22 protein-coding genes and 1 pseudogene are annotated in these 24366 nt (G+C 64.2%); 11 read left to right on the forward strand and 12 right to left on the reverse strand.

Annotation, left to right across the window (positions count from 1 at the left end; all coding sequences use genetic code 11):
- Window positions 1-39: 39 nt before the first annotated feature.
- The 7 genes from ispC to rpsB form a co-directional block, all read right to left on the reverse strand.
- Window positions 40-1242: a 1-deoxy-D-xylulose-5-phosphate reductoisomerase gene (ispC, locus tag Q358_RS0101025; RefSeq protein ID WP_027960332.1), complete on the reverse strand. Its 1203-nt coding sequence runs from the start codon at window positions 1240-1242 to the stop codon at window positions 40-42.
- Window positions 1243-2043, reverse strand: coding sequence for a phosphatidate cytidylyltransferase (locus Q358_RS0101030; protein ID WP_027960333.1), 801 nt, complete (start codon window positions 2041-2043; stop codon window positions 1243-1245).
- Window positions 2036-2824: a polyprenyl diphosphate synthase gene (gene uppS / locus Q358_RS0101035; protein WP_027960334.1), complete on the reverse strand. Its 789-nt coding sequence runs from the start codon at window positions 2822-2824 to the stop codon at window positions 2036-2038. The genes Q358_RS0101030 and uppS overlap by 8 nt, the downstream gene beginning before the upstream one ends.
- A 58-nt stretch (window positions 2825-2882) precedes the next feature.
- Window positions 2883-3440: a ribosome recycling factor gene (gene frr / locus Q358_RS0101040; protein WP_027960335.1), complete on the reverse strand. Its 558-nt coding sequence runs from the start codon at window positions 3438-3440 to the stop codon at window positions 2883-2885.
- Window positions 3441-3444: 4 nt separating this feature from the next.
- Window positions 3445-4206 carry a UMP kinase gene (pyrH, locus tag Q358_RS0101045; protein ID WP_027960336.1) on the reverse strand — a complete coding sequence of 254 codons (762 nt, stop codon included), beginning with the start codon at window positions 4204-4206 and terminating at the stop codon, window positions 3445-3447.
- Between the two features lie 113 nt (window positions 4207-4319).
- Entirely contained in the window at window positions 4320-5189 is an 870-nt protein-coding gene (gene tsf, locus Q358_RS0101050; protein WP_027960337.1) for a translation elongation factor Ts, read from the reverse strand.
- Between the two features lie 163 nt (window positions 5190-5352).
- Window positions 5353-6102, reverse strand: a complete 750-nt coding sequence (rpsB, locus tag Q358_RS0101055) for a 30S ribosomal protein S2 (RefSeq protein WP_027960338.1) — start codon at window positions 6100-6102, stop codon at window positions 5353-5355.
- 319 nt (window positions 6103-6421) lie between these two features.
- Here rpsB and map point away from each other — a divergent pair, with 319 nt between their 5' ends.
- The 7 genes from map (at window position 6422) to Q358_RS0101090 (ending at window position 14288) form a co-directional block, all read left to right on the forward strand.
- Window positions 6422-7213 carry a type I methionyl aminopeptidase gene (map, locus tag Q358_RS0101060; RefSeq protein ID WP_027960339.1) on the forward strand — a complete coding sequence of 264 codons (792 nt, stop codon included), beginning with the start codon at window positions 6422-6424 and terminating at the stop codon, window positions 7211-7213.
- 4 nt (window positions 7214-7217) lie between these two features.
- Window positions 7218-9899: a [protein-PII] uridylyltransferase gene (locus tag Q358_RS0101065; protein ID WP_027960340.1), complete on the forward strand. Its 2682-nt coding sequence runs from the start codon at window positions 7218-7220 to the stop codon at window positions 9897-9899.
- 176 nt (window positions 9900-10075) lie between these two features.
- Window positions 10076-11302, forward strand: a complete 1227-nt coding sequence (gene dapC / locus Q358_RS0101070) for a succinyldiaminopimelate transaminase (RefSeq protein WP_027960341.1) — start codon at window positions 10076-10078, stop codon at window positions 11300-11302.
- Window positions 11302-11646, forward strand: coding sequence for an arsenate reductase (locus tag Q358_RS0101075; protein ID WP_027960342.1), 345 nt, complete (start codon window positions 11302-11304; stop codon window positions 11644-11646). The genes dapC and Q358_RS0101075 overlap by 1 nt, the downstream gene beginning before the upstream one ends.
- A gap of 48 nt (window positions 11647-11694) precedes the next feature.
- Complete coding sequence (dapD, locus tag Q358_RS0101080) at window positions 11695-12720, forward strand: 2,3,4,5-tetrahydropyridine-2,6-dicarboxylate N-succinyltransferase (RefSeq protein ID WP_027960343.1); 1026 nt, start codon at window positions 11695-11697, stop codon at window positions 12718-12720.
- A complete protein-coding gene (gene dapE, locus Q358_RS0101085; protein WP_027960344.1) occupies window positions 12707-13879 on the forward strand; it encodes a succinyl-diaminopimelate desuccinylase in 1173 nt (390 codons plus the stop codon). Before dapD ends, dapE begins: the two co-directional genes overlap by 14 nt.
- 7 nt (window positions 13880-13886) lie before the next feature.
- The gene (locus Q358_RS0101090; RefSeq protein ID WP_027960345.1) at window positions 13887-14288 is read left to right on the forward strand and encodes a hypothetical protein; all 402 of its coding nucleotides are present in this window, start codon (window positions 13887-13889) and stop codon (window positions 14286-14288) included.
- A gap of 101 nt (window positions 14289-14389) precedes the next feature.
- Here Q358_RS0101090 and Q358_RS19010 read toward each other — a convergent pair whose 3' ends face one another.
- On the reverse strand, window positions 14390-14854 hold the full coding sequence (locus Q358_RS19010) for a cold-shock protein (RefSeq protein WP_027960346.1): 465 nt from the start codon (window positions 14852-14854) through the stop codon (window positions 14390-14392).
- A 96-nt stretch (window positions 14855-14950) separates the two neighbouring features.
- On the opposite strand from Q358_RS19010, the gene Q358_RS0101100 reads away from it, so the two are divergent.
- A complete protein-coding gene (locus tag Q358_RS0101100) occupies window positions 14951-15196 on the forward strand; it encodes a SlyX family protein (RefSeq protein ID WP_027960347.1) in 246 nt (81 codons plus the stop codon).
- Window positions 15197-15783: 587 nt separating this feature from the next.
- On the opposite strand, the gene Q358_RS0101105 is transcribed toward Q358_RS0101100, so the two are convergent.
- On the reverse strand, window positions 15784-17052 hold the full coding sequence (locus Q358_RS0101105) for a ferredoxin reductase family protein (RefSeq protein WP_027960348.1): 1269 nt from the start codon (window positions 17050-17052) through the stop codon (window positions 15784-15786).
- A gap of 706 nt (window positions 17053-17758) precedes the next feature.
- On the opposite strand from Q358_RS0101105, the pseudogene Q358_RS19015 reads away from it, so the two are divergent.
- Window positions 17759-17827: pseudogene (locus Q358_RS19015) on the forward strand (hypothetical protein); the annotation flags it as partial.
- A gap of 96 nt (window positions 17828-17923) precedes the next feature.
- Window positions 17924-18130, forward strand: a complete 207-nt coding sequence (locus Q358_RS18900) for a SlyX family protein (RefSeq protein WP_027960349.1) — start codon at window positions 17924-17926, stop codon at window positions 18128-18130.
- Window positions 18131-18209: 79 nt separating this feature from the next.
- On the opposite strand, the gene trxB is transcribed toward Q358_RS18900, so the two are convergent.
- Window positions 18210-19163 carry a thioredoxin-disulfide reductase gene (gene trxB / locus Q358_RS0101115; protein WP_027960350.1) on the reverse strand — a complete coding sequence of 318 codons (954 nt, stop codon included), beginning with the start codon at window positions 19161-19163 and terminating at the stop codon, window positions 18210-18212.
- Between the two features lie 81 nt (window positions 19164-19244).
- A complete protein-coding gene (locus tag Q358_RS0101120; RefSeq protein ID WP_027960351.1) occupies window positions 19245-19454 on the reverse strand; it encodes a zinc ribbon domain-containing protein in 210 nt (69 codons plus the stop codon).
- A gap of 196 nt (window positions 19455-19650) precedes the next feature.
- Here Q358_RS0101120 and acnA point away from each other — a divergent pair, with 196 nt between their 5' ends.
- A complete protein-coding gene (acnA, locus tag Q358_RS0101125) occupies window positions 19651-22392 on the forward strand; it encodes an aconitate hydratase AcnA (RefSeq protein ID WP_027960352.1) in 2742 nt (913 codons plus the stop codon).
- 165 nt (window positions 22393-22557) lie between these two features.
- Here acnA and Q358_RS0101130 read toward each other — a convergent pair whose 3' ends face one another.
- Window positions 22558-24237, reverse strand: coding sequence for an NAD-dependent malic enzyme (locus Q358_RS0101130; protein WP_027960353.1), 1680 nt, complete (start codon window positions 24235-24237; stop codon window positions 22558-22560).
- Window positions 24238-24366: the final 129 nt, after the last annotated feature.

Raw genomic sequence — 24366 nt, forward strand, 5'->3', positions numbered from 1 at the left:
CTCCTGACATCATCGATGGCCTGAATAAACGCTCTTGTCTCATAAACTTGCCAGGCGTCGCTCGGCGGCACGCCGCGCCTGGGCGTCGGCCGCCAGGACCGCCTCGAGCTCGGTGGCCGGATGCACCGGCTGGGCATCGCGTACCCTCGCCACCAGTTCGGCAATACCGGTAAAGGGCAGCTTCCCGGCCAGAAAGGCCGCCACCGCCACCTCATTGGCGGCATTGAGCACCGCCGGCGCCGTTCCCCCCTCGGCCATAGCCTCCCGGGCCAGGCGCAGGCAGGGAAAGGCGGCCTCATCGGGCGGCTCGAAGTCCAGGCGCGCCACGGCAAACAAGTCCAGTGACTGCACGCCGGCATCGATACGCTCGGGCCAGGCCAGGCCATAGGCAATGGGCGTGCGCATGTCGGGGTTGCCGAGCTGTGCGATCACCGAGCCATCGTTATAGGCGGCCATGGAGTGGATCACGCTCTGGGGGTGCACCACCACCTGCACCTGGTCGGGGCTGGCATCGAACAGCCAGCACGCCTCGATCAGCTCGAGCCCCTTGTTCATCAGGGTGGCACTATCCACCGAGATCTTCTGTCCCATGCTCCAGTTGGGGTGGGCACAGGCCTGGGACGGCGTGACGCCGCTCAGTGCGTCGGCCGACCAGCCTCGGAAGGGGCCGCCGGAGGCGGTAAGCAACAACTGGGTCACCCCGTGACGAGCCAGCCCGCCACGATGCTCCACGGGTAGACACTGATAGATGGCGTTATGTTCAGAGTCGATGGGTAATAGTGTCGCCCCATGGCGTGCCACCGCCTCCATGAACAGCGCCCCGGACATCACCAGGGCCTCCTTGTTGGCCAGCAGCACCCGCTTGCCGGCCCGCACCGCGGCCAGCGTCGGCAACAGGCCCGCGGCACCGACGATGGCCGACATCACCACGTCGGCCTCGGCCGCTTCGGCGGCTTCCACCAGCGCCTCGGCGCCGCTGCGCACCTCGGTGGCGACGCCTTCCTCGGCGAGACGCTCACGCAACCAGCCGGCATCCCTCTCGTGCTCGAGCACCGCCACAGCAGGTCGGTGTCGCCGACATAGCGCCAGCAGCGATTCACGAGAGCGATGGGCGGTCAGGGCGTGGACCCGATAGCGTTCCGGGTGGCGCTCGATCACATCCAGGGTACTGGTACCGATGGACCCGGTCGCCCCCAGCACGGTAACCCCCTGGCAACGCGGGACGACGGGACTTCCATCCATCTAGATCACTCCCGGGGCAAGCAGGGCAAACAGCGGCAAGGCCGCGGTCAGGCTGTCGATACGGTCGAGCACGCCACCGTGACCGGGCAGCAGGCCGCTGGAATCCTTGATGCCTCGGTGGCGCTTGAGCATGCTCTCGAGCAGGTCTCCCAGCACCGACACCAGCGTCACCGCCAGGGTGGTCAGCACCAGCAGGACGGCCTCCACGGGAGACAGGCCCTGGCCGAAGGCGAACACCAGGGCCAGGAACAGCGTGGCGGCCGTGCCGCCCAGCACACCTTCCCAGCTCTTGCCGGGGCTGACGCGAGGCGCCAGCTTGCGTCGCCCGAAGGTGCGGCCGGCGAAGTAGGCCCCGATATCGGCACTCCACACCAGCAGCAGCACGAACAGCAGCCAGATACCACCGACCTCACGCAGTACGTTGAGGCCCACCCAGGCCGGCAGCAGCACCCACACTCCCATGACCAGACGCCGCGGAGTCGTGGACCACTGGCCGAGCCGATCCGGGTAATGGATGACCCAGTAGAGGTTGAGTGCCCAGCCGACCAGGCCCAGCCACAGCGGCCAGGCGGCCTGGGTGGCGCCACCACCCCACAGCAGCGCCATGGCCAGGGCGAGGACGCCGACCAGTCCCAGGCGCCGGGTTCGCCCGGCGATGCCCGCCAGGTTGGTCCACTCCCAGCCACCCAGCAGCACAATGGCGGCGGTAAAGCCGGCGAAGGCATTGCCTGACAGGCCGAACAGCCCGGCCAGCATCAGCGGCGCCAGCCAGGCGGCGGTGATAATGCGCTGTTTAAGCACCCTGAGCCTCGTCGATCTGGTCATCGGTCATGCCGAAGCGCCGCTTGCGGCGCCGGAAGTCTTCCAGCGCGGCATCGAAGGCATCGGCGTCGAAATCAGGCCACAGGCACTGTGTGAAGTACAACTCGGCGTAGGCCAGCTCCCAGAGCACGAAATTCGAGATACGCTGCTCTCCGCTGGTACGGATGCACAGGTCCACCGGCGCCACGCCGGCCAGGTACAGCTCGGAGGCAAAGGCCGCCTCGTCGATGGCATCCGGAGCCATTTCCCCGGCGGCGACCCGCTCACCCAGGCGGCGCGCCGCTCGTGCCAGGTCCCACTGACCGCCATAGTTGGCGGCGATCACCAGGTGCAGACGAGTATTGGCGCGCGTCTTCGCCTCGGCACGGGCAATATGCGTCTGAATCGCCTCGGAGAAGCCGCTTCGATCGCCGACTACGCTCAAGCGGATGCCGTTGGCATGGAGCTTGTTGACCTCGCGCTTGAGCGCCAGCAGGAACAGCTCCATCAGCGCACGCACCTCCGCCCTGGGCCGCTTCCAGTTCTCGCTGGAAAAGGCGAAGAGCGTCAGTGTCTCGACGCCGCGCTCGGCGGCGCGCCGAATGGTGGCCCGCACCGCCTCGACGCCGGCGTGATGGCCGCGCACGCCGGAGATGCCGCGAGCCTTGGCCCAGCGATTGTTGCCATCCATGATGATCGCCACGTGGCGCGGCAGACCGGCCCCGGAGGCGCTGGAAGCGCCGGCATCGGAGCCGGCGCTGGGGGGAAGCGTTGACGTCATGGGGTCTCGCTTTGAGTGTGTCGCCACGCCCGGCCGCGAGCGGGCCGGGCGGATGTCCTCAGACCTGCATCAGGTCGCGTTCCTTGGACTCCAGCGTCTTGTCGATCTCGGCGATCTGCTTGTCGGTCAGCTTCTGGATCGCCTCTTCTGCCTGGCGCTGCTCGTCCTCGCTGATTTCCTTCTCCTTGAGCAGGGCCTTGATATCCCCGTTGGCATCGCGACGCACGTTACGTACCGCCACCCGGGAGTTCTCGGCCTCGTGGCGCGCCTGCTTGATATAGCCCTTGCGGGTTTCTTCGGTCAGCATGGGCAACGGCACACGGATATTGTTGCCGGCGGTCGAGGGGTTCAGGCCGAGATCGGACGTCATGATGGCCTTCTCGATCTTGGGCACCATGCTCTGCTCCCAGGGCACCACGGAGAGAGTACGCGCGTCCTCGGTATTGATATTCGCCACCTGGTTCAGGGGAACCTGGCTGCCGTAATACTCGACGGTTACCGCATCCAGGATACTGGAGTGGGCCCGCCCGGTACGAATCTTGTTCAGATTGCCGTGAAGCGCCTCGACGCTCTTCTTCATGCGGCTCTCTGCGTCCTTCTTGATGTCATTGATCACGATATCAGCCTCTATCTATCAGCGTACCTTCCTCGCCGCCCACCACCAGATTGAGCAGGGCGCCGGGCTTGTTCATGTTGAAGACGCGTACCGGCATGTCATGGTCCCGCACCAGGCAGATGGCGGTCAAATCCATGACGCCCAGCTTCTGGTCCAGCGCGTCGTCATAGCTGAGCTGGTCATACTTGACCGCGTCCGAATGCTTGACCGGGTCCTTGTCATATACCCCATCCACCTTGGTGGCCTTGACCACCACATCGGAATCGATCTCGATGCCGCGCAGGCAGGCCGCGGAGTCGGTGGTAAAGAAGGGATTTCCCGTGCCCGCGGAGAACAGCACCACATCACCGGAGGTCAGGTAACGAATCGCGGTACGACGATCATAGTGCTCCACCACGCCGCTCATGGGAATCGCCGACATGACCCGCGAACGAATATTGGAGCGCTCCAGGGCATCGCGCATGGCCAGGGCATTCATCACCGTGGCCAACATGCCCATATGATCACCGGTCACCCGCTCCATGCCGGCCTCGTGCAGGGCGGCTCCCCGGAACAGGTTACCGCCACCGACCACGATCCCCACCTGTACACCGATACCCACCAGCTGCCCGATCTCCAGCGCCATGCGATCGAGCACCTTGGGGTCAATGCCGAACTCGGCGTCCCCGGTCAGTGCCTCGCCGGACAGCTTGAGCAGGATACGCTTGTACTTCGATTTCTGAGAGCGTGGTTTGGCGGGCGGTTCAAGGTGCTCGGCGTGGGACATGGAAACATCTCCTGGGCATCTTCGGTAGCATGACGGGGCGGCCAGATCGGCCGGCCGGATACGCGATGGCGTGCGCTTGCGCGCACGCCATCAACTTAACGGAACTTCTGACCTTAGCTACGCTTGGCCTGTTCCATCACTTCCTGGGCAAAGTCGACCTCTTCCTTCTCGATGCCCTCACCGACTTCGAAGCGGGTGAAGCCAATCACTTCGCCGCCGGCCGCCTTGACGAACTCGGCCACGGACTGATCCGGGTTCTTGACGAAGGGCTGTTCGGTCAGGCTGTTCTCGGCCAGGTACTTCTTGAGACGACCCTGGACCATCTTCTCGGCGATCTGCTCGGGCTTGCCGGCCATATCGGGCTGCGCCAGGATGACGGCCTTCTCGGCGTCCAGCTGCTCCTGAGGCATGTCCTCGGGGCGGGCCACGGCCGGATTGATGGCGGCGACGTGCATGGCGACATCCTTGGCCACCTCGGCATTGCCACCCTTGATCTCGGTGAGCACACCGATACGCCCGCCGTGGACATACGCGCCGACCAGGCTGTCCGCACCGGCTTCGATCACCACACTGCGACGCACGTCGACATTTTCGCCGATCTTCTGCACCAGCTGCTCGCGAACGGTTTCCAGCTCACCGGCCATCACGGCGGCCACGTCCTCGCTCTTGGCGGCGAAGAACGCATCGGCGATCTTGGCGGCGAAGGCCGTGAAGTTATCGTCACGGGCGACGAAATCGGTTTCGGAGTTGATCTCGACCATCACGCCATAGCCGCCATCATCGGCCACGCGGGTCACCACAACGCCTTCGGCGGCGGTGCGGTCGGCCTTCTTGGCGGCCTTGAGGCCGGAGTTCTTGCGCAGATTGTCGATGGCCTGCTCGATGTCACCGCCAGTCTCGGTGAGGGCCTTCTTGCACTCCATCATGCCGAGCCCGGTACGCTCGCGCAGTTCCTTGACCTGGGAGGCGCTGATAGCTGCCATGGGTGTCACCTCTGAATCTTTCGGGAAGTGGACCGGACTCTCCTCTCTGGAGACTCCGGAAAATAGGGAGAAGAAAGGGGGCCGTGGCCCCCTTGTCGTCCCACCGACATCGATGTCAGCCGCATGGCTGACCGAGTACAGCCGCCGGCGGGACGGGCCGCGATCACTCGGCGGCGCTATCGCTTTCCTGGGCAGTGGCCTCTTCGCTCACCTCGACGAACTCGTCGGGACGACCTTCCTTGGCACGCGCGCAGGCATCGGCGACGGACTTGACGTAGATCTGAATGGCGCGGATGGAGTCATCGTTGCCGGGGATCACATAATCGACACCATCCGGGTTGGAGTTGGTGTCTACCACGCCGATGACCGGGATGCCCAGCTTGTTTGCCTCGTTGATGGCGATGCGCTCATGGTCGACATCGATCACGAACAGGGCGTCGGGCAGACCACCCATCTCCTTGATACCACCCACGGAGCGCTCGAGCTTGTCCTGCTCGCGGGTCGCCATCAGCACTTCCTTCTTGGTCAGCTTCTCGAAGGTGCCATCCTCGTGCATGGCCTCGAGATCACGCAGACGCTTGATGGAAACGCGAATGGTCTTGTAGTTGGTCAGCATGCCGCCGAGCCAACGATGGTTGACGAACGGCTGGCCGGCACGGCTGGCCTCTTCCTTGATGATCTTGCTGGCGCTGCGCTTGGTGCCAACGAACAGGATCTTGTTGTTGGCCGCCGCCATCTTCTCGACCACATCGATGGCCTCGTTGAGGGCCGGCAGGGTGTGCTCGAGGTTGATGATGTGGATCTTGTTGCGGGCGCCGAAGATGAACTTGCTCATCTTCGGGTTCCAGTACTTGGTCTGGTGACCGAAGTGGGCACCTGCCTTGAGCAGGTCACGCATATTGACGTGTGCCATGGATGACTCCTGAAATATCGGGTTAGGCCTCCATGCACCCCATGGATCCGACCGCCGCATCTCCATCCGAAGACGCCGCAGCACCCGGGACCATGTGCCGGTGCATGTGTGTTTTCAAGGCGTTATGCTGATTTACGCCTTCGCTACCGCGGTCAACCGACACGACAACGCAACCGGAGGATCGCAGGAAGTCGCTGCCGTAAGGCTAGGCGATTGCAGGAAGGCGCGCAGCTTTATACCATGGAATGGTGCCGAGATGAAGCTGTCCACGCGTCCTGGCTCCTGTACATAGACGCCCCACCCCAGAATTCGAGACCCCATGAACGTACCCATCAAGACGCCCGACGAAATCGAAAAGATGCGTGAGGCGGGTCGTCAGGCCGCCCGCGTGATCGAGATGATCACCCCCCACGTCAAGGCCGGCATCTCCACCGGCGAGATCGACCGCCTGTGCCACGACTTTATCGTCAACGAGCTGGGCTCCACCCCTGCCCCGCTTAACTACCATGGTTTCCCCAAGTCGGTCTGCACCTCGATCAACCATGTGGTGTGTCACGGCATCCCCGACGAGGCCAAGCGGCTCAAGAACGGCGACACCATGAACCTGGACATCACCGTCAAGACTGCCGACGGCTACCACGGCGATTCCAGCGTGATGTTCGTGATCGGCGAGACCATCCAGGGGGAGCGCCTGTGCCGCATTACCCAGGAGTGCCTCTACAAGAGCATGGCGCTGATGCGCCCGGGTGTGCGTCTCTCGGCGCTTGCTCGCGCCATTCAGCAGCACGCCGAGGCCAACGGCTACTCGGTGGTACGCGACTTCTGCGGCCATGGCATCGGCGCCAGCTTCCATGAAGACCCCCAGGTCCTGCACTATGATGGCTATGCCCCCGAGGCCGATATCGAGCTCGCCCCCGGCATGTGCCTGACCGTCGAACCGATGATCAACGTCGGCGGCTACCGCACCAAGGTGCTACGCGATGGCTGGACCGCCGTGACCCGCGACCGCAGTCTTTCCGCTCAGTGGGAACATACCCTGCTGGTCACCGAGACCGGCATCGAGGTACTGACCGCACGTAGCGACGAAGACCTCTCCTTCCTCGAGCCCTGAGCCAATGCTGCTCCACCACTACCGCTTCGTGCCGGACGAGACCCTGTTTGACGTCGAGAGGTTCCGGGCGGAGCTCTCCGGCAACCGCTCGTTGATCGCCCCCTTCAAGGCGGCCCTCGGCGAGATCCAGGCGCGACTCGATGCGCGCCTGCGAGCCGGCGCCGATATCCGCGACCTGGTCCATGGCCGCGCCTGGTGCCTGGACCGGCTGCTTGCCGTGGCCTGGGAGCACCATTCCTGGCCCGATGACGGCGTGGCCCTGCTCGCCGTGGGCGGCTACGGCCGCGGCGAACTGCACCCGTGCTCCGACGTCGACCTGTTGCTGCTGCTCGAACACGACGATGATGCGCCCTATCGCGAACCATTGACGGCCTTTATCACCTTCCTGTGGGATATCGGCCTGGAGATCGGCCACAGTGTTCGCTCGCTTGCCGACTGCGAGCGCGAGGCCGAGGCCGACCTCACCGTTATCACCAACCTGCTCGAGAGCCGCACCGTCGCCGGCCCGGAACGATTACGCAAGGCGATGAAGGCACGCCTGGCCGCCGAGCGCATGTGGCCGGCGAAGCGCTTCTTCGAGGCCAAGTGGCAGGAGCAGATCAACCGCCACTACCGGCACAACAACTCCGAGTATCACCTGGAACCCAACATCAAGAGCGCGCCGGGTGGGCTGCGTGACATTCAGATGATCGGCTGGGTGGCGAAGCGCCACTTCGGTAGCGAACGCTACGAGGATCTGGTCGCCACCGGCTTCATGAACGATGCGGAGCTACGCATCCTCAGCCAGGGTCAGGCCTTCCTGTGGCAGGTACGCTATGCCTTGCACATGCTCGCCGGCCGCGCCGAGGACCGCCTGTTGTTCGATCATCAGCGCACCATCGCCGAGCTGTTTGGCTTTCGCGACACGCCTGAACGCCTCGCCGTCGAGCAGTTCATGAATCGTTACTACCGCCATGTAACGGCACTGGCCGGCCTCAACGACATGCTGCTGCAGCATTTCGACGAGGCGATCATCCACGCCGGTGAAGTGCTGCCGGTCGAACCGCTCAATGAACGCTTCGAGATCAAGGACGGCTTTATCCAGGCCCGGTCACGCACCGTGTTCCGCGATCAACCCTCGGCACTGCTCGAGCTCTTCCTGCTGATGGCCGAGCATCCCGAGATCGAAGGCGTGCGCGCCGACACCATCCGCCAGATCCGCGATCATCGCCACCTGATCGATGACCTCTATCGCGACGACGTGCGCCATCAGAGCCTGTTCCTCGAGCTGTTGCGCTCCGGCGGCAACGTGGCGCGCCAGCTACGGCGCATGAACCGTTACGGGGTACTGGGCAAGTACCTGCCGGAATTCGGCCGCGCCATCGGCCTGATGCAGCACGACCTCTTCCATATCTACACCGTGGACGCCCACACCCTGCACCTGCTGAAGTTCATCCATGGCTTTCGCAAGCCCGAGGCCCGGGAGGCCTTCCCGGTGGCCGCCAATGTCATCCACCAGCTGCCCAAGCTGGAGCTGCTGTGGATCGCCGGGCTCTACCATGATATCGGCAAGGGGCGCGGCGGTGACCACTCCCTCCTCGGCGCCCGGGACGTGGAGGCCTTCGCCGAACGCCATGGCCTCTCACCCCGTGATACTCGCCTGGTCAGTTGGCTGGTGGAACAGCATCTGACCATGTCGATGGTGGCCCAGAAACGCGATATCACCGACCCCGACGTGATCGCCGACTTCGCCCGTCTGGTGGGTGACGAGACGCGCCTCGATTATCTCTACGTGCTCACGGTGGCCGATATCAACGCCACCAACGCCACCCTGTGGAACGGCTGGCGCGCCTCGCTGCTGCGCCAGCTTCACGCCGAGACCAAACGCGCCCTGCGCCGCGGCCTGGAGAACCCGCTGGAGCGCAACGACTGGGTCAACGAAACCCGCGACGAGGCGCTCTCGCTGCTCGCCGCGACAGGGGCCGACATGGCGCGCGTGCAGCGGCTATGGGAGTCACTGGGCGAGGCGTATTTCCTGCAGTACGCCCCCAGCGAGATCGCCTGGCAGACCCGAGGCATCCTCGGCCACGAGGAGAGCCCGCTGCCCTTGATCCTGCTCAGTGCCCCGGCCGAGGGAATGGTCGAAGGCGGCACCAAGGTATTTATCCACACCCGCTCGGTGGATGACCTCTTCGCTGCCACCGCCGCCGCCCTCGATCAGCTGGGTCTCTCCATCCACGACGCCCGCATCGCCACCTCCAGCAACGACTGGACGCTGAACACCTTTATCGTGCTCGATGATCAGGGGCGCCCCATTCGCGACCCCGTCCGCCTGGAAGAGATCCGCGCTCATCTGGTCGAGGAGCTCGACGACCCCGACGACTACCCGCAGATCGTGACCCGTCACACCCCGCGTCAGCTGAGACACTTCAAGGTCCCCACCGAGGTCATCATCGAGCAGGACCCGGCCAACGAGCGCACCCTGCTGGAGCTGATCGCCCCGGACCGCCCCGGCCTGCTGGCCCGGGTCGGACGTATCTTCATGGAACAGGATATCGCCCTCTCCGCGGCCAAGATCGCCACCCTGGGCGAGAAGGTGGAGGACGTCTTCTTTATTACCGACAAGGCCGGCCGCCCCCTCACCGACCCCGGGCGCCAGGCACGGCTGCGCGAGCGCCTGGTGGAAGTGCTCGATGTCTCGGGCTAGCCGCGAGACCGCAACAGCAGGACTATCACAACAGGAGGCGAGAGGCGCCGGGGCAACAGCCTCGCGTTTGAGGCCTTCTGCGGGCTTCCCTATAATCGAGCGTCTTGCGACTACGCCAAGACACCCCATAACGATGACGCCCGCGGCCAAGGCCCAAGAGGCGCGCCTGGACACCCATGAACCCCGATCTCGACGCCCTCAAGCCCTACCCCTTCGAGCGACTCGCCGCTCTCAAGGCCGATGTGACGCCACCCGCCGGGCTCGCCCCCATCTCGCTGACCATCGGCGAGCCCCAGCATGCCCCCTATGCCGCGGCCCTCGAGGCGCTGCAGGCGCATCGGGCCGACTTCGCCCGTTACCCGGCCACCGCCGGCGACCCGGCGCTGCGCCAGGCCATCGCGGGCTGGGCCAGGCAACGCTTCCACCTGAGTGGCCTCGACGCCGACACCCAGGTGCTGCCGGTCAACGGCACCCGCGAGGCACTGTTCGCCTTCGTCCAGGCGGCGCTGGACCGCACGCGCCCGGCGAAGGTGGCCATGCCCAACCCCTTCTACCAGATCTACGAGGGGGCCACCCTGCTTGCCGGCGGCGAGCCCTACTACCTCGACTGCAGCGCCGAGAACGGCTTTCGTCCCGACGTCGATGCCGTGCCCGCGGATGTCTGGCGCCAGGTACAGATCGTCTTTCTCTGCTCGCCGGGCAATCCGACCGGGGCAGTGACGCCGCTAGCCGAATTCCAGCGCCTGATCGAGCTCGCCGACGAGCATGACTTCCTGATCGCCTCGGACGAGTGCTACTCGGAGCTCTACCTGGACGAGGCCTCGCCGCCTCCCGGGCTGCTCGAGGCCTGTGCGGCCCTGGGCCGTCACGACTATCGCCGTTGCCTGGTATTCCATTCCCTCTCCAAGCGCTCCAACCTGCCGGGGCTGCGCTCGGGCTTCGTGGCCGGCGACGCCGGGGTGATCGCCTCCTTCAGGCGCTACCGCACCTACCACGGCTGCGCCATGGCGCTTCCGGTGCAACACGCATCGATTGCCGCCTGGAGCGACGAGGCGCATGTGCGCGCCAACCGCGACGCCTACCGCGAGAAGTTCGACGCCGTGACCCGAATACTCGCCCCGGTGATGGCATTTCCAACTCCCGAGGCAAGCTTTTATCTGTGGCCGGCGGTGCCCGGCGGCGACGACGTGGGCTTTACGCGGGAACTGCTGCGTCATGCTAACGTCGGCGTACTCCCCGGTTCCTATATGGGTCGTCCCGCTGCCGACGACGGGATGGGCCGTGCCGGCACCAATGGCGCCAACCCCGGCAGCGGCCGCCTGCGCCTGGCACTGGTTGCCGAGCCCCGGGCCACCGCCGAGGCGGCACGCCGCCTTCGCGACTTCATTGAGAGGAGGCTGTGATGTTTACCCTGTACGGCATCAAGAACTGCGACACCTGCCGCCGAGCGCGCAAGGCAATGGATAACTCCGGCGTTCCCTACCAGTTCCACGACCTGCGCGAGGATGGCCTCTCCGCACCGCTGCTCGAGCATATCCTCGACAAGGTGCCGGTCCTGACGGCACTCAACAAGCGCAGCACCACCTGGCGCAACCTGTCCGACGAAGAGAAGCAGGCGGTGGATGCCAACAGCGCCCGCGAGCTGCTGCTCGCCCACCCCACCCTGCTCAAGCGACCCCTGCTGGATACCGGGAACGATATCCGCGTGGGCTACCGCGACGGCGACTACGACGACCTTCAGGGCTAAGCGCCCCTCTCACTGACCCCATCACTCGATTCAACAAGGACTCGCGACATGCTGAGCTTTGCACTCGGAACCGGCACCCAGAACACCCAGGGCGACTGGCTGGAGATCTACTATCCGGCGCCGCTGCTCGACCCCGATGACGGCCTGATCGAGGCGGTCAAGCAGATACTGGACGTACCGGAGGGTAACGCCGCGGTCAGCTTCCTGCCCGAACAATGCGGCGAGCTGGCCGGCGCCCTCAAGGCCGCCGGCCACACCGAGCAGGCCCAGCTGGCCGAGGCCTTCGCCGCGGCCACGCGCCCGCTGGTCGCGATGTTTATCGCCGAGGACCTGCCCCCGCAGGGCGCCCCGGAGGTCTACCTCAAGCTGCATTTGCTATCCCATCGTCTGGTCAAGCCCCACGGCCTCGACCTTACCGGCATGTTCGGCCTGTTGCGCAACATCGCCTGGACCAACGAGGGCGCCATCGACGTCCAGGAACTGCCTGCACGCCGTCTCAAGGCGCGCCTGGAAGGCCGCCACCTCTCCGTGGACTGTGTCGACAAGTTCCCCAGGATGACCGACTACGTGGTTCCCGGCGGCGTGCGCATCGGCGATACCGCCCGGGTGCGCCTGGGCGCCTACCTGGGCGAAGGCTCCACCGTGATGCACGAGGGCTTCGTCAACTTCAACGCCGGTACCGAGGGGCCCGGCATGATCGAGGGTCGAATCTCGGCCGGGGTAATGGTCGGCAAGGGCTCCGATCTCGGCGGCGGCTGCTCCACCATGGGCACCCTGTCCGGGGGTGGCAATATCGTGATCAAGGTCGGCGAAGGCTGCCTGATCGGTGCCAATGCCGGTATTGGCATTCCCCTGGGCGACCGTTGCACCGTGGAAGCGGGCCTCTACATCACCGCCGGCGCCAAGGTCACCCTGCTCGATGCCCAGGGCCAGGAAGCCGGCACCGTGGCCGCCCGCGAGCTTGCCAACCAGGACGACCTGCTGCTGCGCCGCAACTCCCGAAACGGCCGCATCGAGTGCCTGACCAACAAGAGCGCCATCGCGCTCAATGAGGCACTGCATGCCCACAACTGATCCTGCCGGCCTCTCGTCCACCCTGAGACTCGCCTTCGACCTGCTGGCGCGGCCCTCGGTGACGCCGGACGACCTGGGATGTCAGGAGTTGATGATCGAGCGCCTTGTGGCGCTCGGCTTTCATGTCGAACGCCTGCCGTACGGCGATGTCGAGAATTTCTGGGCCACCCGCGGCCACCAGGGGCCGCTGCTGGCCTTCGCCGGTCACACCGACGTGGTCCCCAGTGGCCCCCATACGCAATGGGACTTCCCGCCCTTCGCGCCATGCCTCGACGACGACGGCATGCTGCGTGGGCGCGGTGCCGCCGACATGAAGGGCAGCCTGGCGGCCATGATCACCGCGGTTGAACGCTTTATCGCCGACCACCCCGACCACCACGGCCGGCTGGGGTTCTTGATCACCTCCGACGAGGAAGGCCCCGCGATGGACGGCACTCGCGCCGTCGTGGAGCATCTGCGCGAGCACCACGAACGCCTCGACTACTGTATCGTCGGCGAGCCCTCCTCCACCGCCCGCCTGGGCGACGTGGTCAAGAACGGACGGCGCGGCTCGCTGGGCGGCGTGTTGCATATCAAGGGAATCCAGGGACACGTGGCCTACCCCCACCTGGCACGCAACCCCATCCACCAGGCAATGCCCGCCCTGGATGCGCTGACTCGGGAGCACTGGGACGCCGGCAACGATTTCTTTCCCGCTACCAGCTTCCAGGTCTCCAACCTTCGCTCGGGCACCGGCGCCACCAACGTCATTCCCGGCGAGGTGGAAGTGGTCTTCAACTTCCGTTTCTCCACCGAGGTCACCCACGAGCAGCTCAAGGACCGTACCGAGGCCATCCTGGAGGCGCACGGCCTGGATTATGAGCTGGACTGGACCCTCAACGGCGAGCCCTTCCTCACCGCCGAGGGGGAGCTCGTGGAGGCCTGCATGCGCGGCGTCGAAGAAGTCACCGGCCAGCCCCCCGAGCTCAGCACCAGCGGTGGCACCTCGGATGGCCGCTTTATTGCCACCCTGGGGAGTCAGGTAGTGGAGCTGGGCCCCCTCAACGCCACTATCCACCAGATCAACGAGCGGGTACGCGCCGCCGACCTGGACGAGCTGAGCCGCACCTATGAGGCCATCATGAAGCACCTTTTCATCAACGGCAGTGCCAGACCCTGAGGCTTGCATGACAGCTGACAGCGACAACCGCTATCCCGACATCGAGGTCTACCTGGCCAAGGCCCCCATGGAGGCGTTGAACGATTGGCTGGGTACGGCCATCGGCGCCGAGCCCCTGGCCCCTGCCGGCAAGGGCAAGTGGCGTACCCGCGGCCGACTCGACGACAGCGAGATCCCGGTACTTCTGGTGGAGCGTGCCGCCGACGGCTTCGCCAGCCTCTGGTTCGATAGTGCCCGGACGCCCTGGCTGAATGACGCCGCCTGTGCGCACGCCGCTGCCCTGCGGCTGGGTGGCGAGGTGCGCTGTTCGCTGGGCGGCTGGCAACCCGGCGACGAGCCCGACCGCTTCCTCAGTGTGCTACCCGACGGACGCGAGGAAGAGATCCACTGGCCCGACTCCGGCCGGTAGTCGCAAACGACATCGCCCCGCGAGTGCGGGGCGATGTCGTGGCCGGTGCGATGCCGGCAGCCTGACGGACGCGAACATCGTCAGGCTGAAGGGGCGTCGCTTCAGGTGATCACGGTAACGTCGTCGGCCTGCAGCCCCTTCTCGTTTTCCATCACGTAATAGCGAACCTTCTGCCCCTCGGCCAGGGTGCGATGACCACGACCGCGGATGGCACGGAAGTGCACGAAGACATCCTCACCGCTGTCGCGGGTAATAAAGCCGTATCCCTTGTTGACGTTGAACCACTTCACCTCACCGAGCTCGCGATCATCGCTCTCGATCTCGGCCAGGTTGACCAGTTGGGGGCTAAGGGCATTGACCGCCAGGGTACCCGCCAGCAGCACCAAGAAGACCGCCAGGGCCGCGGCGGCATAGACCACGGCCACGCCACCCACCCGGAGGCTATCGAACAGCGCCTCGGACAGGGCTCCGCCGGCCAGGTGAATGAACAGTGCGATCAGCAGCGGGGCCGGAGCGGCGAGCAGCAGGCTGACCAGACTACAGCGAAACATAAGCTTGCGATTCATGGACTCGAATGACTCTCATATTGGTAATGAACGATATTTGATAACCACCTGGAAGGTGCCACGGTGAACGGTGACACACAGCAAGAGGATTCTAGCATGAGCCAGACACAGGCGTCTGACGCCCTGGACGAGCGCCTGACAGCGCTGGAGAGCCGTATCGCCTACCAGGAACACTGGTTGGATACCCTGGACCAGGCGGTGGCCGCACAGGAGGCCCGGCTGACCCAGCTGGAACGCATCAATGCCTTGATGCAGCGAAAGATTCGTGAACAGCAGCAGGCGCTGCAGGAAGGCGATGCGGCGACGCCAAGCGCCGAGGACGAGCTACCGCCGCATTATTAGCCGCTTCCAGCCGCGACGCGGAAGCCGGGGTAAGCTTTTTCTTCCAGCTTCCAGGAGCGAAGCGACGCTCTTCCGGCTACTCGCTTAATTCGGCTTGCTGAAACGACACAGCAGGCGCCGGAAATCGTCGGCACTGACCCGAGACATGCAGCCCATGCTCGAAGGCCAGACGCAGCATTAGTGCGTCGCGCTAGCCATATCGATTGTCGCGGGCGGCGCGTATCAGTCGGTACACCTCATCACGGCTCAGATGCTGACGACCGCGGGCCGCATTGTTGGCGGTGCGACTATGCACTGTCCAGATTTCAGTGGCTGTCGAAGCAGAGTGTCAGTGCCTGTCGGGCACGAGCGGGCGCACTCCTGGTCGCGGGGACTGTCCGGGTTCTGATTAGAAAGCAGACAGTGTGCTCGTCACTGCAGGCACTGCCAATCACGAGCGCCGGAACGGGGAAGATCCCGTTTTTTTGCGTGGCAAGGTTGGCTCGATTTCTTTACGGAAAACCAGCCCCTCAGAAAGCCTGGGGGGCTGGTGTCAAAGTTCCTGTCAGTCACGGATACGTGGTGGTGAACTGAGAGCAGTGGTTACGCTATCGAAAATCGAAGTACTCGTAGGCCAGATTACGACGCGGAATCCCCAACTCCTCCATCTGCTGGCTCACCGCTTCTTTCAGCCCCTGGGGACCGCAGAAGCGAACCTCCACGCTGTCAGCCGGCACGTCATGGGCGATCTCGGCCAGCCGCTCGCGGAAGGCCACGCTGTTCGGCCCGGTAGGCACCGGCACCAACTCCACGCCTCGCGCGTCGGCCTGAGTCTGCAAGGTCTCAACGCTGGGAAACTCACGCCCCAGGGTATAACAGTAAAAAAGGGTGACCCGTTCCAGCGATTCAGCTTCAGGATCCTGAAGCCAAGAGATGAACGGCGATATCCCCACGCCCCCAGCGACCCATACCTCATGGCTGGCCCGCTCTGGCCGTGTGAAGTGCCCGTGGGGCGCGTAGATATCGGCGCGCATGCCCACCCGGCTCTCGCTGACCAGCTTGCGCGTGTAGTCACCCAGCCCACGGATAAAAAATTCCACCGCGCCGCTCTCCTGGTTGGCCGAGGCGATGGTGAAGGGGTGCGGCTCTCGCAGCCCCTCCTCCTTCAGCCGCAGGAAGCCGAACTGGCCAGGCTGGAAGGTTACCCCGCCACCGACTGGAGCCAGACTAAGGCGAACCGCCCCGGCTCCCGGCGAGACCTTCACCACCTCGTACTCGCCGTGTCGAGCGAAATACGGATAAAGCAGCAGCTTCCAGGCCGCTGCCGAAACGCCAAGTATCGAAAGTGCCCCAAGCCAGAGGCCGGCGGGATCGTTCAAAACAATGGGTGATTTGAAGGTCAACCAGTGCAGGATAACCACCACAAACAATGGGCCGGAGAGCTTATGCCAGCCCCGCCACAGGTGATAGGGAATTTTGCGATTAAGCGCCAGTAAGATGATGAACATCAGCGCCACGAAGCTCGTCTGGCGTAGCAGGCGAGTCCAGTACTTACTGATCTCAAGAATTGGCTCTACCTCCCAGACGCCAAGCTCGGCCTTGAATATCATGTGGTACGAAGCCAGTCCTAACGCCCATACGCCCATCCACTTATGGGCAAGATAGACCCGATCCAGCCCGCCCAATAACCGCTCCACCCAGGCCCAGCGACTGGCCAGGATGGCTGAAGTGGCCATCAGCGCCAGAGCCGCCACTCCAGACGCCAGGCTCAGGGTAGCCGAGGTAACCCAGGTAGAGGTGGGTACATCCCACAACACCAGCAGAAAACTGACAGCGACCGTGATGGCTACGGTTTGCCAGGGTTTTAGCACCTTCATGTCTTGCCTCCTTGGGTAACAGTCACGATGACGTCGGGGAGAGGGAGGCTTGTTAAGTTATGTAGGTATTATCTACGACAAAAGTGCAACAAAAGTGTAGAAACAAAAAAATTATCTTGCTAACGAAATTAACGTCGCCAAGTTGCTCAAGAGCAGCTGGATGCATGTGTGTTCGCGCTGAGCTGTCGCTGAGAATGCCATTTTTACCCCTATCCTCCCCCATATAAAGTCAGTCTGGGGGGGCTCTCCAAAAAAATCGGGGCTTTCCAGGTGTTGGGCGACGCTACGCGTCGCTCGGTTAACTCCGATTAGCTGGCCTGACGGCTATCCGTACCGCTTTGCGAGCTACAAAGCCCGTCATGCCGGGGCTTTAAGCTACCCTGGCGGGTGGCAACGCATCTGTGATGCGCAGGTCGATCTGTCGATCGACGCAGCTCTTTTCGTTTCCGAGACGCCGCCCCAGTGCAGTTGCGCCGGGCCGCTGGGCAAGTCTTGGTAACTTCTCCAGGAGACCGGATTACGTGGCTATCGACTCTAATCGCGCACGCAACATCCCGCACACCCATTCAAGATAAGGGGGCTTATCCTGATTTTCACTATCATCGCTCTGGGCGGCAACAACTGTCCGGCTTTTATTCCTGGGTTCATAGAATAACCGCAGCACTTTGGACACCGCAGTGGAGGCAGGAGGGTCAGCGCCCGCTATGACCTGGGCATGAGCCAACGACAGATCGGCAGGACGCTGAGCTTCCACAGCGGCACGATCCGTCGTGAACTGCGCCGCAATGCTTTCTCCGACGGCCACGACCACGAGCAGACTCAGGCCCTCGGTGATCCGCGGCGCTGTACCGCGTGGACATGGGCGAAGCGCCTGGCGGCGCTGGAGAGCCGTATCGCCTATCAGGAACACTGGCTGGACACCCTGGACCAGGCGGTAGCCGCACAGGAGGCCCGGCTGACCCAGCTGGAGCGCATCAACGTCTTGATGCAGCGAAAGATTCGTGAAAAGCAGCAGGCGCTGCAGGAAGGCGATGCGGCGGCGCCAAGCGCCGAGGACGAGCTACCACCGCATTATTAGCCGCGTTCAGCCGCTACGCGGAAGCTGGAGTAAGCTTTTTCTTCCAGCTTCCAGGAGCGAAGCGACGCTCTTCCGGCTACTAGCTTAATTCGTCGAGATAGCGCTCGGCGTCCAGGGCGGCCATGCAGCCACTGCCGGCGGAGGTGACCGCCTGGCGATAGACATGGTCCATGACGTCGCCGGCGGCGAACACGCCCGGCACGCTGGTAGCGGTGGCGTTACCGGCGAGGCCCGACTGGACTCGGATATAGCCGCCGTTCATGTCCAGCTGCCCCTCGAAGATACCGGTATTAGGGCTATGGCCGATGGCGATAAACACGCCCGGCGCCGCAAGCTCCTTGCACTCACCATCCTCGGTGGACTTGAGGCGTACGCCGGTCACGCCGCTGTTGTCGCCCAGCACCTCATCCAGAGTGTGATTCCACTCCAGCACCACCTTGCCTTCCTCGGCCTTCTCGAACAGCTTGTCCTGGAGAATCTTCTCGGCACGCAGGCTGTCGCGACGATGTACCAGGGTCACCTTCGAGGCAATATTGGACAGATACAGCGCCTCTTCCACGGCGGTGTTACCGCCGCCGACAACAACGACTTCCTGGTTGCGGTAGAAGAAGCCATCACAGGTGGCGCACGCCGATACGCCCTGCCCCATGAACGCCTGTTCGGACGCCAGACCCAGGTAGCGCGCACTGGCGCCGGTGGCAATGATCAAGGCATCGCAGGTGTAGGAGCCATTGTCGCCCTTCAGGGTGAAGGGGCGCTCACGAAGGTCTACCTCATGAACGTGATCGAACAGCACCTCGGTATCGAAGCGTTCGGCGTGGCGCTGCATGCGCTCCATCAGCTCGGGACCCTGCACCCCGACATCGTCGCCGGGCCAGTTGTCCACGTCGGTGGTCGTGGTCAGCTGCCCGCCCGCCTGAATGCCGGTGATCAGCAGCGGCTTGAGATTGGCGCGGGCCGCATAGACCGCGGCGGTGTAGCCCGCCGGGCCGGAGCCGAGAATGATCAGGCGTTCATGACGCGCATTGCTCATGGGGAGACCTCGTGGCAGTAACGTTCGAGAAAAGTGGCGTTATTGTAACAGGCACGCCGCCTCGAGGGGGCAGGTGCGACGCTAGAGCACCTCGTCGTCGCGCCCCAGCGCCACCGTCAGGTCGTCAGGATCGCCGGGGTCGGCCTCGATTCGCACCTGGATAGGCGCGCAGCAAACGTGGCAGTCTTCCCAGGTGAGCTGGCTGCCCTGGGAGACATCCAGCAGAAGGTCGAAGGGGGCATCGCAGTAGGGGCAGCGCACCCGCCGCGGCATCAGCGCTTCTTCATGCATGGGGTCTCCCCGGCCGCTGTCGGCCTGTCATGAAACGACGCCATCCCGAGATGGCCGTACCGCAATGAGAGATGGCGACTCAACGCTGCCATTTCAAGCCTGCCGGCGGGCAACAGTTGAAATCCCTGCCTATCATGACCATCTATACTCAGACGTACCAGGAAGGTTCGATCACTCTCCGATGTGGAGGACTATGATGAGCACCGACGCCATTTCCGATACTCTGCAGCGCCTCGAGGCCGCGGGTAACACCTACCACTATTACAGTCTGGCGAAGGCCGCCGAGGCGCTGGGAAGCCTCGAACGCCTGCCCAAGACTCTCAAGACCCTGTTGGAAAACCAGCTGCGCTTCGCCGACGACGAGAGCGTTTCCCGGGAAGACCTGCAGGCCCTGGTCGACTGGCAGAAGGCGGGACGCTCCGATCGCGAAATCGGCTATCGTCCGGCTCGCGTGCTGATGCAGGACTTCACCGGCGTGCCCGGGGTGGTCGATCTCGCATCCATGCGCGATGCAGTACAGAAACTCGGCGAGGATCCCGCACGCATCAACCCGCTGTCCCCGGTGGATCTGGTCATCGACCACTCGGTGATGGTAGACAAGTTCGGCAATCCCCAGGCCTTTGCCGACAACGTGGAAATCGAGATGCAGCGCAATCGCGAACGCTACGAGTTCCTGCGCTGGGGCCAGCATGCCTTCGACAACTTCCGCGTGGTGCCGCCGGGCACCGGCATCTGCCACCAGGTCAACCTGGAATACCTGGGCAAGACGGTGTGGACCAAGGAGGTAGACGGCAAGACGCTCGCCTATCCCGACACCCTTGTCGGCACCGACTCCCACACCACCATGATCAACGGCCTGGGCATCCTCGGCTGGGGGGTAGGCGGCATCGAGGCCGAGGCGGCCATGCTCGGTCAGCCGGTTTCCATGCTGATTCCCGAGGTCGTCGGCTTCAAGCTCACCGGCAAGCTGCGCGAAGGCATCACCGCTACCGACCTGGTGCTCACCGTTACCGAGATGCTGCGCAACCATGGCGTGGTGGGCAAGTTCGTGGAGTTCTACGGCGACGGCCTCAAGGACCTGCCGCTGGCCGACCGCGCCACCATCGCCAACATGTCGCCGGAGTACGGCGCGACCTGCGGCTTCTTCCCGGTGGACGACGAGACCCTGACCTATCTGCGCCTGACCGGCCGCGACGACGAACAGGTCGCGCTGGTGGAGGCTTACAGCAAGGCCCAGGGGCTCTGGCGCGAGCCCGGCGACGAGCCGATCTTCAGCGATACGCTGGCACTGGACATGGGCGACGTGGAAGCCAGCCTGGCCGGCCCCAAGCGGCCCCAGGATCGCGTCACCCTGGGCGACATGCCCAAGGCCTTCGCCAAGGTCATGGAAAACGACGGCAAGGGTACACCGTCGGAGGAAAAGGGACGCCTCTTCTCGGAGGGTGGACAGACCGCCGTGGGCGTCGAGCGCAGCTACGAGCACGCCGACAGCCAGCCGGTGAACTACCGCGGCGAGGAGTTCAAGCTCGATCCGGGGGCCGTGGTCATCGCCGCGATCACCTCGTGCACCAACACCTCCAACCCCAGCGTGATGATGGCCGCCGGCCTGCTGGCCCGCAACGCCTTGAAGAAGGGTCTGGGTACCCAGCCCTGGGTCAAGACCTCGCTGGCACCGGGCTCCAAGGTGGTCACCGACTACCTGGCTGCCGCCGGGCTGAGCGATGACCTCGACGCCCTGGGCTTCAACCTGGTGGGCTACGGCTGCACCACCTGCATCGGCAACTCCGGACCGCTCCCCGACGAGATCGAGAAGGCCGTCACCGACGGCGACCTCACCGTGGCATCGGTACTCTCGGGCAACCGCAACTTCGAAGGCCGCGTGCATCCGCTGGTCAAGACCAACTGGCTGGCCTCGCCGCCCCTGGTGGTCGCCTATGCGCTGGCCGGCAACGTGCGGCTCGATCTGTCCGGCGAACCGCTTGGCACCGGCAAGGACGGCGAGCCGGTTTACCTCAAGGACATCTGGCCGTCCCAATCTGACATCGCCGAGGCGGTGGCGCGGGTCAACACCGAGATGTTCCACAAGGAGTACTCGGCGGTATTCGAAGGCGACGACACCTGGAAGGCCATCGAAGTGCCCCAGAGCCAGGTCTACGAATGGCCGGACTCCACCTACATCCAGCATCCCCCCTTCTTCGAGGGCATGCAGCGCAAGCCCGATACCGTCGAGGACGTCAAGGACGCTCGTGTGCTGGCCATGCTCGGTGACTCCGTGACCACCGACCACATCTCCCCCGCCGGCGCCATCAAGCCCGACAGCCCGGCCGGCCGCTACCTGCAGGAGCACGGCATCAAGCCGGTGGACTTCAACTCCTACGGCTCGCGCCGCGGTAACCACGAAGTGATGATGCGCGGCACCTTCGCCAACGTGCGCATCCAGAACGAAATGCTCGACGGCGTGGTCGGCGGCGAAACGCGCCACGTGCCATCGGGCGAGCAGATGGCGATCTACGACGCCGCCATGCGCTATCGCGAGGAGGGCACGCCGCTGGTGGTGGTCGCCGGCAAGGAATACGGCACCGGTTCCAGCCGCGACTGGGCGGCCAAGGGTACCCTGCTCCTCGGCGTACGCGCCGTGCTGGCGGAGTCCTACGAACGCATCCACCGCTCCAACCTGATCGGCATGGGCGTGGTGCCGCTGCAGTTCCCCGAGGGTGAAAGCCGCCAGTCGCTGGGCCTGACCGGCGACGAGCAAATTTCCATCGAGGGGCTCGCGGACCTCACCCCCGGTGGCAGCGCCAAAGTCACCATCAAGAGCGACAAGGGCGAGAAGACGATCGAGGCGCTGTGCCGCATCGATACCGCCAACGAACTGGAGTACTACCGCCATGGCGGCATCCTGCACTATGTGCTGCGCAAGATGATTGGATCGGCCTGATAGTATCTAGGCGAAAGGCGTCGGGGGTAGGCCCCTGACGCCGACATGGTCTTGAGTTTCTCCAGGTAAAACAGACCGCAAAAGGCCCCGCCAGGGAGTGAACCGCCCAACTGTTGAGGGTCGGTTCAACCTGGCGGGGCCTTCTTGATTTCCCGTCGCGGTGGCCTAGAAGGACCGGCGGCGGTAGCGCCGGTACTCCGGCGTCCAGCTATTGCGCTCGATGGCCTCGCGCAGCTTGATGCCGTTGGTCTTGAGCGCCACTCCCTCGCCCTGGGCCTGGCCGGCCACATCGAAGGCGATCACGCTGGAAAGCTCGCGAATCTTGCCCAGCGGCGGCAGCAGCGCCCCCTTGCCCTCCTTGACGATCGGGGCCTCACGGGCCAGCGCCCGAGAGGCGGCCATCAGCATATCATCGGTCACCCGACGCGCCTGGGCGGCCACCACCCCAAGGCCAATACCGGGGAAAATATAGGCGTTGTTGCACTGCGCGATGGGGATGGAGCGGCCCTCATGTTCCACCGGGGCAAAGGGGCTCCCGCTCGCGACCAGGGCCGCACCATCGGTCCAGCGGATCACGTCCTCAGGCAGCGCCTCGGCCTGGGAGGTAGGGTTGGAGAGCGGCATGATCACCGGCGTCTCACAGCCGGCGTGCATGGTTCGCACCACCTCCTCGGTAAAGATGCCCGGTCGCCCGCATACCCCGATCATCACCGTCGGCTTGACCTGTCGAACCGTCTCCAGCAGCTCCTGACCGCTCCAGCCCTCGGTGAGGGTAGCCTCGTGGGCCAGGCGGACCTGGAAGTCGCGCAGCCAGTCCTGATCATCGGTGACCAGGCCTTCCCGATCGACCATATAGATGCGGGCGCGTGCCTCCTTGTTGGTGAGCCCCTCCGCCTGCATGGCCACCACCACCTGTTCGGCGATGCCACAACCGGCAGAGCCGGCCCCCACGAACACCACGCGCTGCTGGGCGATACTCTCGCCACGCGCCTTGCAGGCCGCCATCAGGGTGCCCACCACCACCGCGGCGGTACCCTGAACGTCGTCGTTGAAGCAGCACAGCTCATCACGATAACGCGTCAACAGCGGCAAGGCATTGGCCTGGGCGAAGTCCTCGAACTGCAGCAGCACCCCCGGCCAGCGTCGCTTCACCGCCGCGATGAACTGCTCGATGAAGGCGTCATACTCTTCCTGGGAGACCCGCGGGTGCCGCCATCCCATATACATGGGGTCATCGAGCAGTGCCTGATTATTGGTCCCCACGTCGAGCATGATCGGCTGTGTATAGGCGGGGCTGATGCCACCACAGGCGGTATACAGCGCCAGCTTGCCGATGGGAATCCCCATGCCGCCGATGCCCTGATCTCCCAGGCCAAGAATGCGTTCACCATCGGTAACCACGACCACCTTGACCTTCTCCTTGGTGGAGGAGCGCAGGATGTCATCCATGCGATCACGGTCGCCGTAGTTGATAAACAGGCCACGGTGATTTCGATAGATATTCGAGAACTCCTGGCACGCCCTGCCCACCGTGGGCGTATAGATGATGGGCAGCATCTCCTCGAGGTGCTCCGAGACCAGCCGGTAGTAGAGGGTCTCGTTATCGTCCTGAATGGCGCGTAGATAGATATGCTTGTCGAGATCGGTCTGGCACTGTTGATACTGGCGGTAGGCCCGCTCCAGCTGCTCCTCGATGGTCTCCACACACTGGGGCAGCAGGCCGATCAGGTTGAACTCGATGCGCTCTTCCTGACTGAAGGCACTGCCCTTGTTGAGCAACGGCATCTCCAGCAGCGGCGGACCGGCATAGGGAATATACAGGGGGCGCTTGGCTTCGGTAGTCATCTCAGCTCTCGATCGGTTGACGGGAACGGGCCAGCGGCGCCCTACCGGCGCCATCCGAGTACTCTAACATGCACACAACGACAGCGCCCCGACCAGAGCCGGGGCGCGGAACATGCCGTTATCGAGGCG

The organism is Halomonas halodenitrificans DSM 735, assembly GCF_000620045.1.
Taxonomy (GTDB): domain Bacteria; phylum Pseudomonadota; class Gammaproteobacteria; order Pseudomonadales; family Halomonadaceae; genus Halomonas; species Halomonas halodenitrificans.

Excerpts from the sequence above, each read along its gene's own strand:
- Q358_RS0101065 (WP_027960340.1), top strand. The coding sequence starts at position 7,218 with ATGCTGCTCCACCACTACCGCTTCGTGCCGGACGAGACCCTGTTTGAC.
- rpsB (WP_027960338.1), bottom strand. The coding sequence starts at position 6,102 with ATGGCACACGTCAATATGCGTGACCTGCTCAAGGCAGGTGCCCACTTC.
- Q358_RS0101100 (WP_027960347.1), top strand. The coding sequence starts at position 14,951 with ATGAGCCAGACACAGGCGTCTGACGCCCTGGACGAGCGCCTGACAGCG.
- Q358_RS0101130 (WP_027960353.1), bottom strand. The coding sequence starts at position 24,237 with ATGACTACCGAAGCCAAGCGCCCCCTGTATATTCCCTATGCCGGTCCG.
- pyrH (WP_027960336.1), bottom strand. The coding sequence starts at position 4,206 with ATGTCCCACGCCGAGCACCTTGAACCGCCCGCCAAACCACGCTCTCAG.
- ispC (WP_027960332.1), bottom strand. The coding sequence starts at position 1,242 with ATGGATGGAAGTCCCGTCGTCCCGCGTTGCCAGGGGGTTACCGTGCTG.
- trxB (WP_027960350.1), bottom strand. The coding sequence starts at position 19,163 with ATGAGCAATGCGCGTCATGAACGCCTGATCATTCTCGGCTCCGGCCCG.
- Q358_RS0101105 (WP_027960348.1), bottom strand. The coding sequence starts at position 17,052 with ATGAAGGTGCTAAAACCCTGGCAAACCGTAGCCATCACGGTCGCTGTC.
- Q358_RS19010 (WP_027960346.1), bottom strand. The coding sequence starts at position 14,854 with ATGAATCGCAAGCTTATGTTTCGCTGTAGTCTGGTCAGCCTGCTGCTC.
- dapE (WP_027960344.1), top strand. The coding sequence starts at position 12,707 with ATGCCCACAACTGATCCTGCCGGCCTCTCGTCCACCCTGAGACTCGCC.
- tsf (WP_027960337.1), bottom strand. The coding sequence starts at position 5,189 with ATGGCAGCTATCAGCGCCTCCCAGGTCAAGGAACTGCGCGAGCGTACC.
- Q358_RS0101120 (WP_027960351.1), bottom strand. The coding sequence starts at position 19,454 with ATGCATGAAGAAGCGCTGATGCCGCGGCGGGTGCGCTGCCCCTACTGC.
- dapD (WP_027960343.1), top strand. The coding sequence starts at position 11,695 with ATGCTGAGCTTTGCACTCGGAACCGGCACCCAGAACACCCAGGGCGAC.
- Q358_RS0101075 (WP_027960342.1), top strand. The coding sequence starts at position 11,302 with ATGTTTACCCTGTACGGCATCAAGAACTGCGACACCTGCCGCCGAGCG.
- acnA (WP_027960352.1), top strand. The coding sequence starts at position 19,651 with ATGAGCACCGACGCCATTTCCGATACTCTGCAGCGCCTCGAGGCCGCG.
- map (WP_027960339.1), top strand. The coding sequence starts at position 6,422 with ATGAACGTACCCATCAAGACGCCCGACGAAATCGAAAAGATGCGTGAG.
- dapC (WP_027960341.1), top strand. The coding sequence starts at position 10,076 with ATGAACCCCGATCTCGACGCCCTCAAGCCCTACCCCTTCGAGCGACTC.
- uppS (WP_027960334.1), bottom strand. The coding sequence starts at position 2,824 with ATGACGTCAACGCTTCCCCCCAGCGCCGGCTCCGATGCCGGCGCTTCC.
- Q358_RS0101090 (WP_027960345.1), top strand. The coding sequence starts at position 13,887 with ATGACAGCTGACAGCGACAACCGCTATCCCGACATCGAGGTCTACCTG.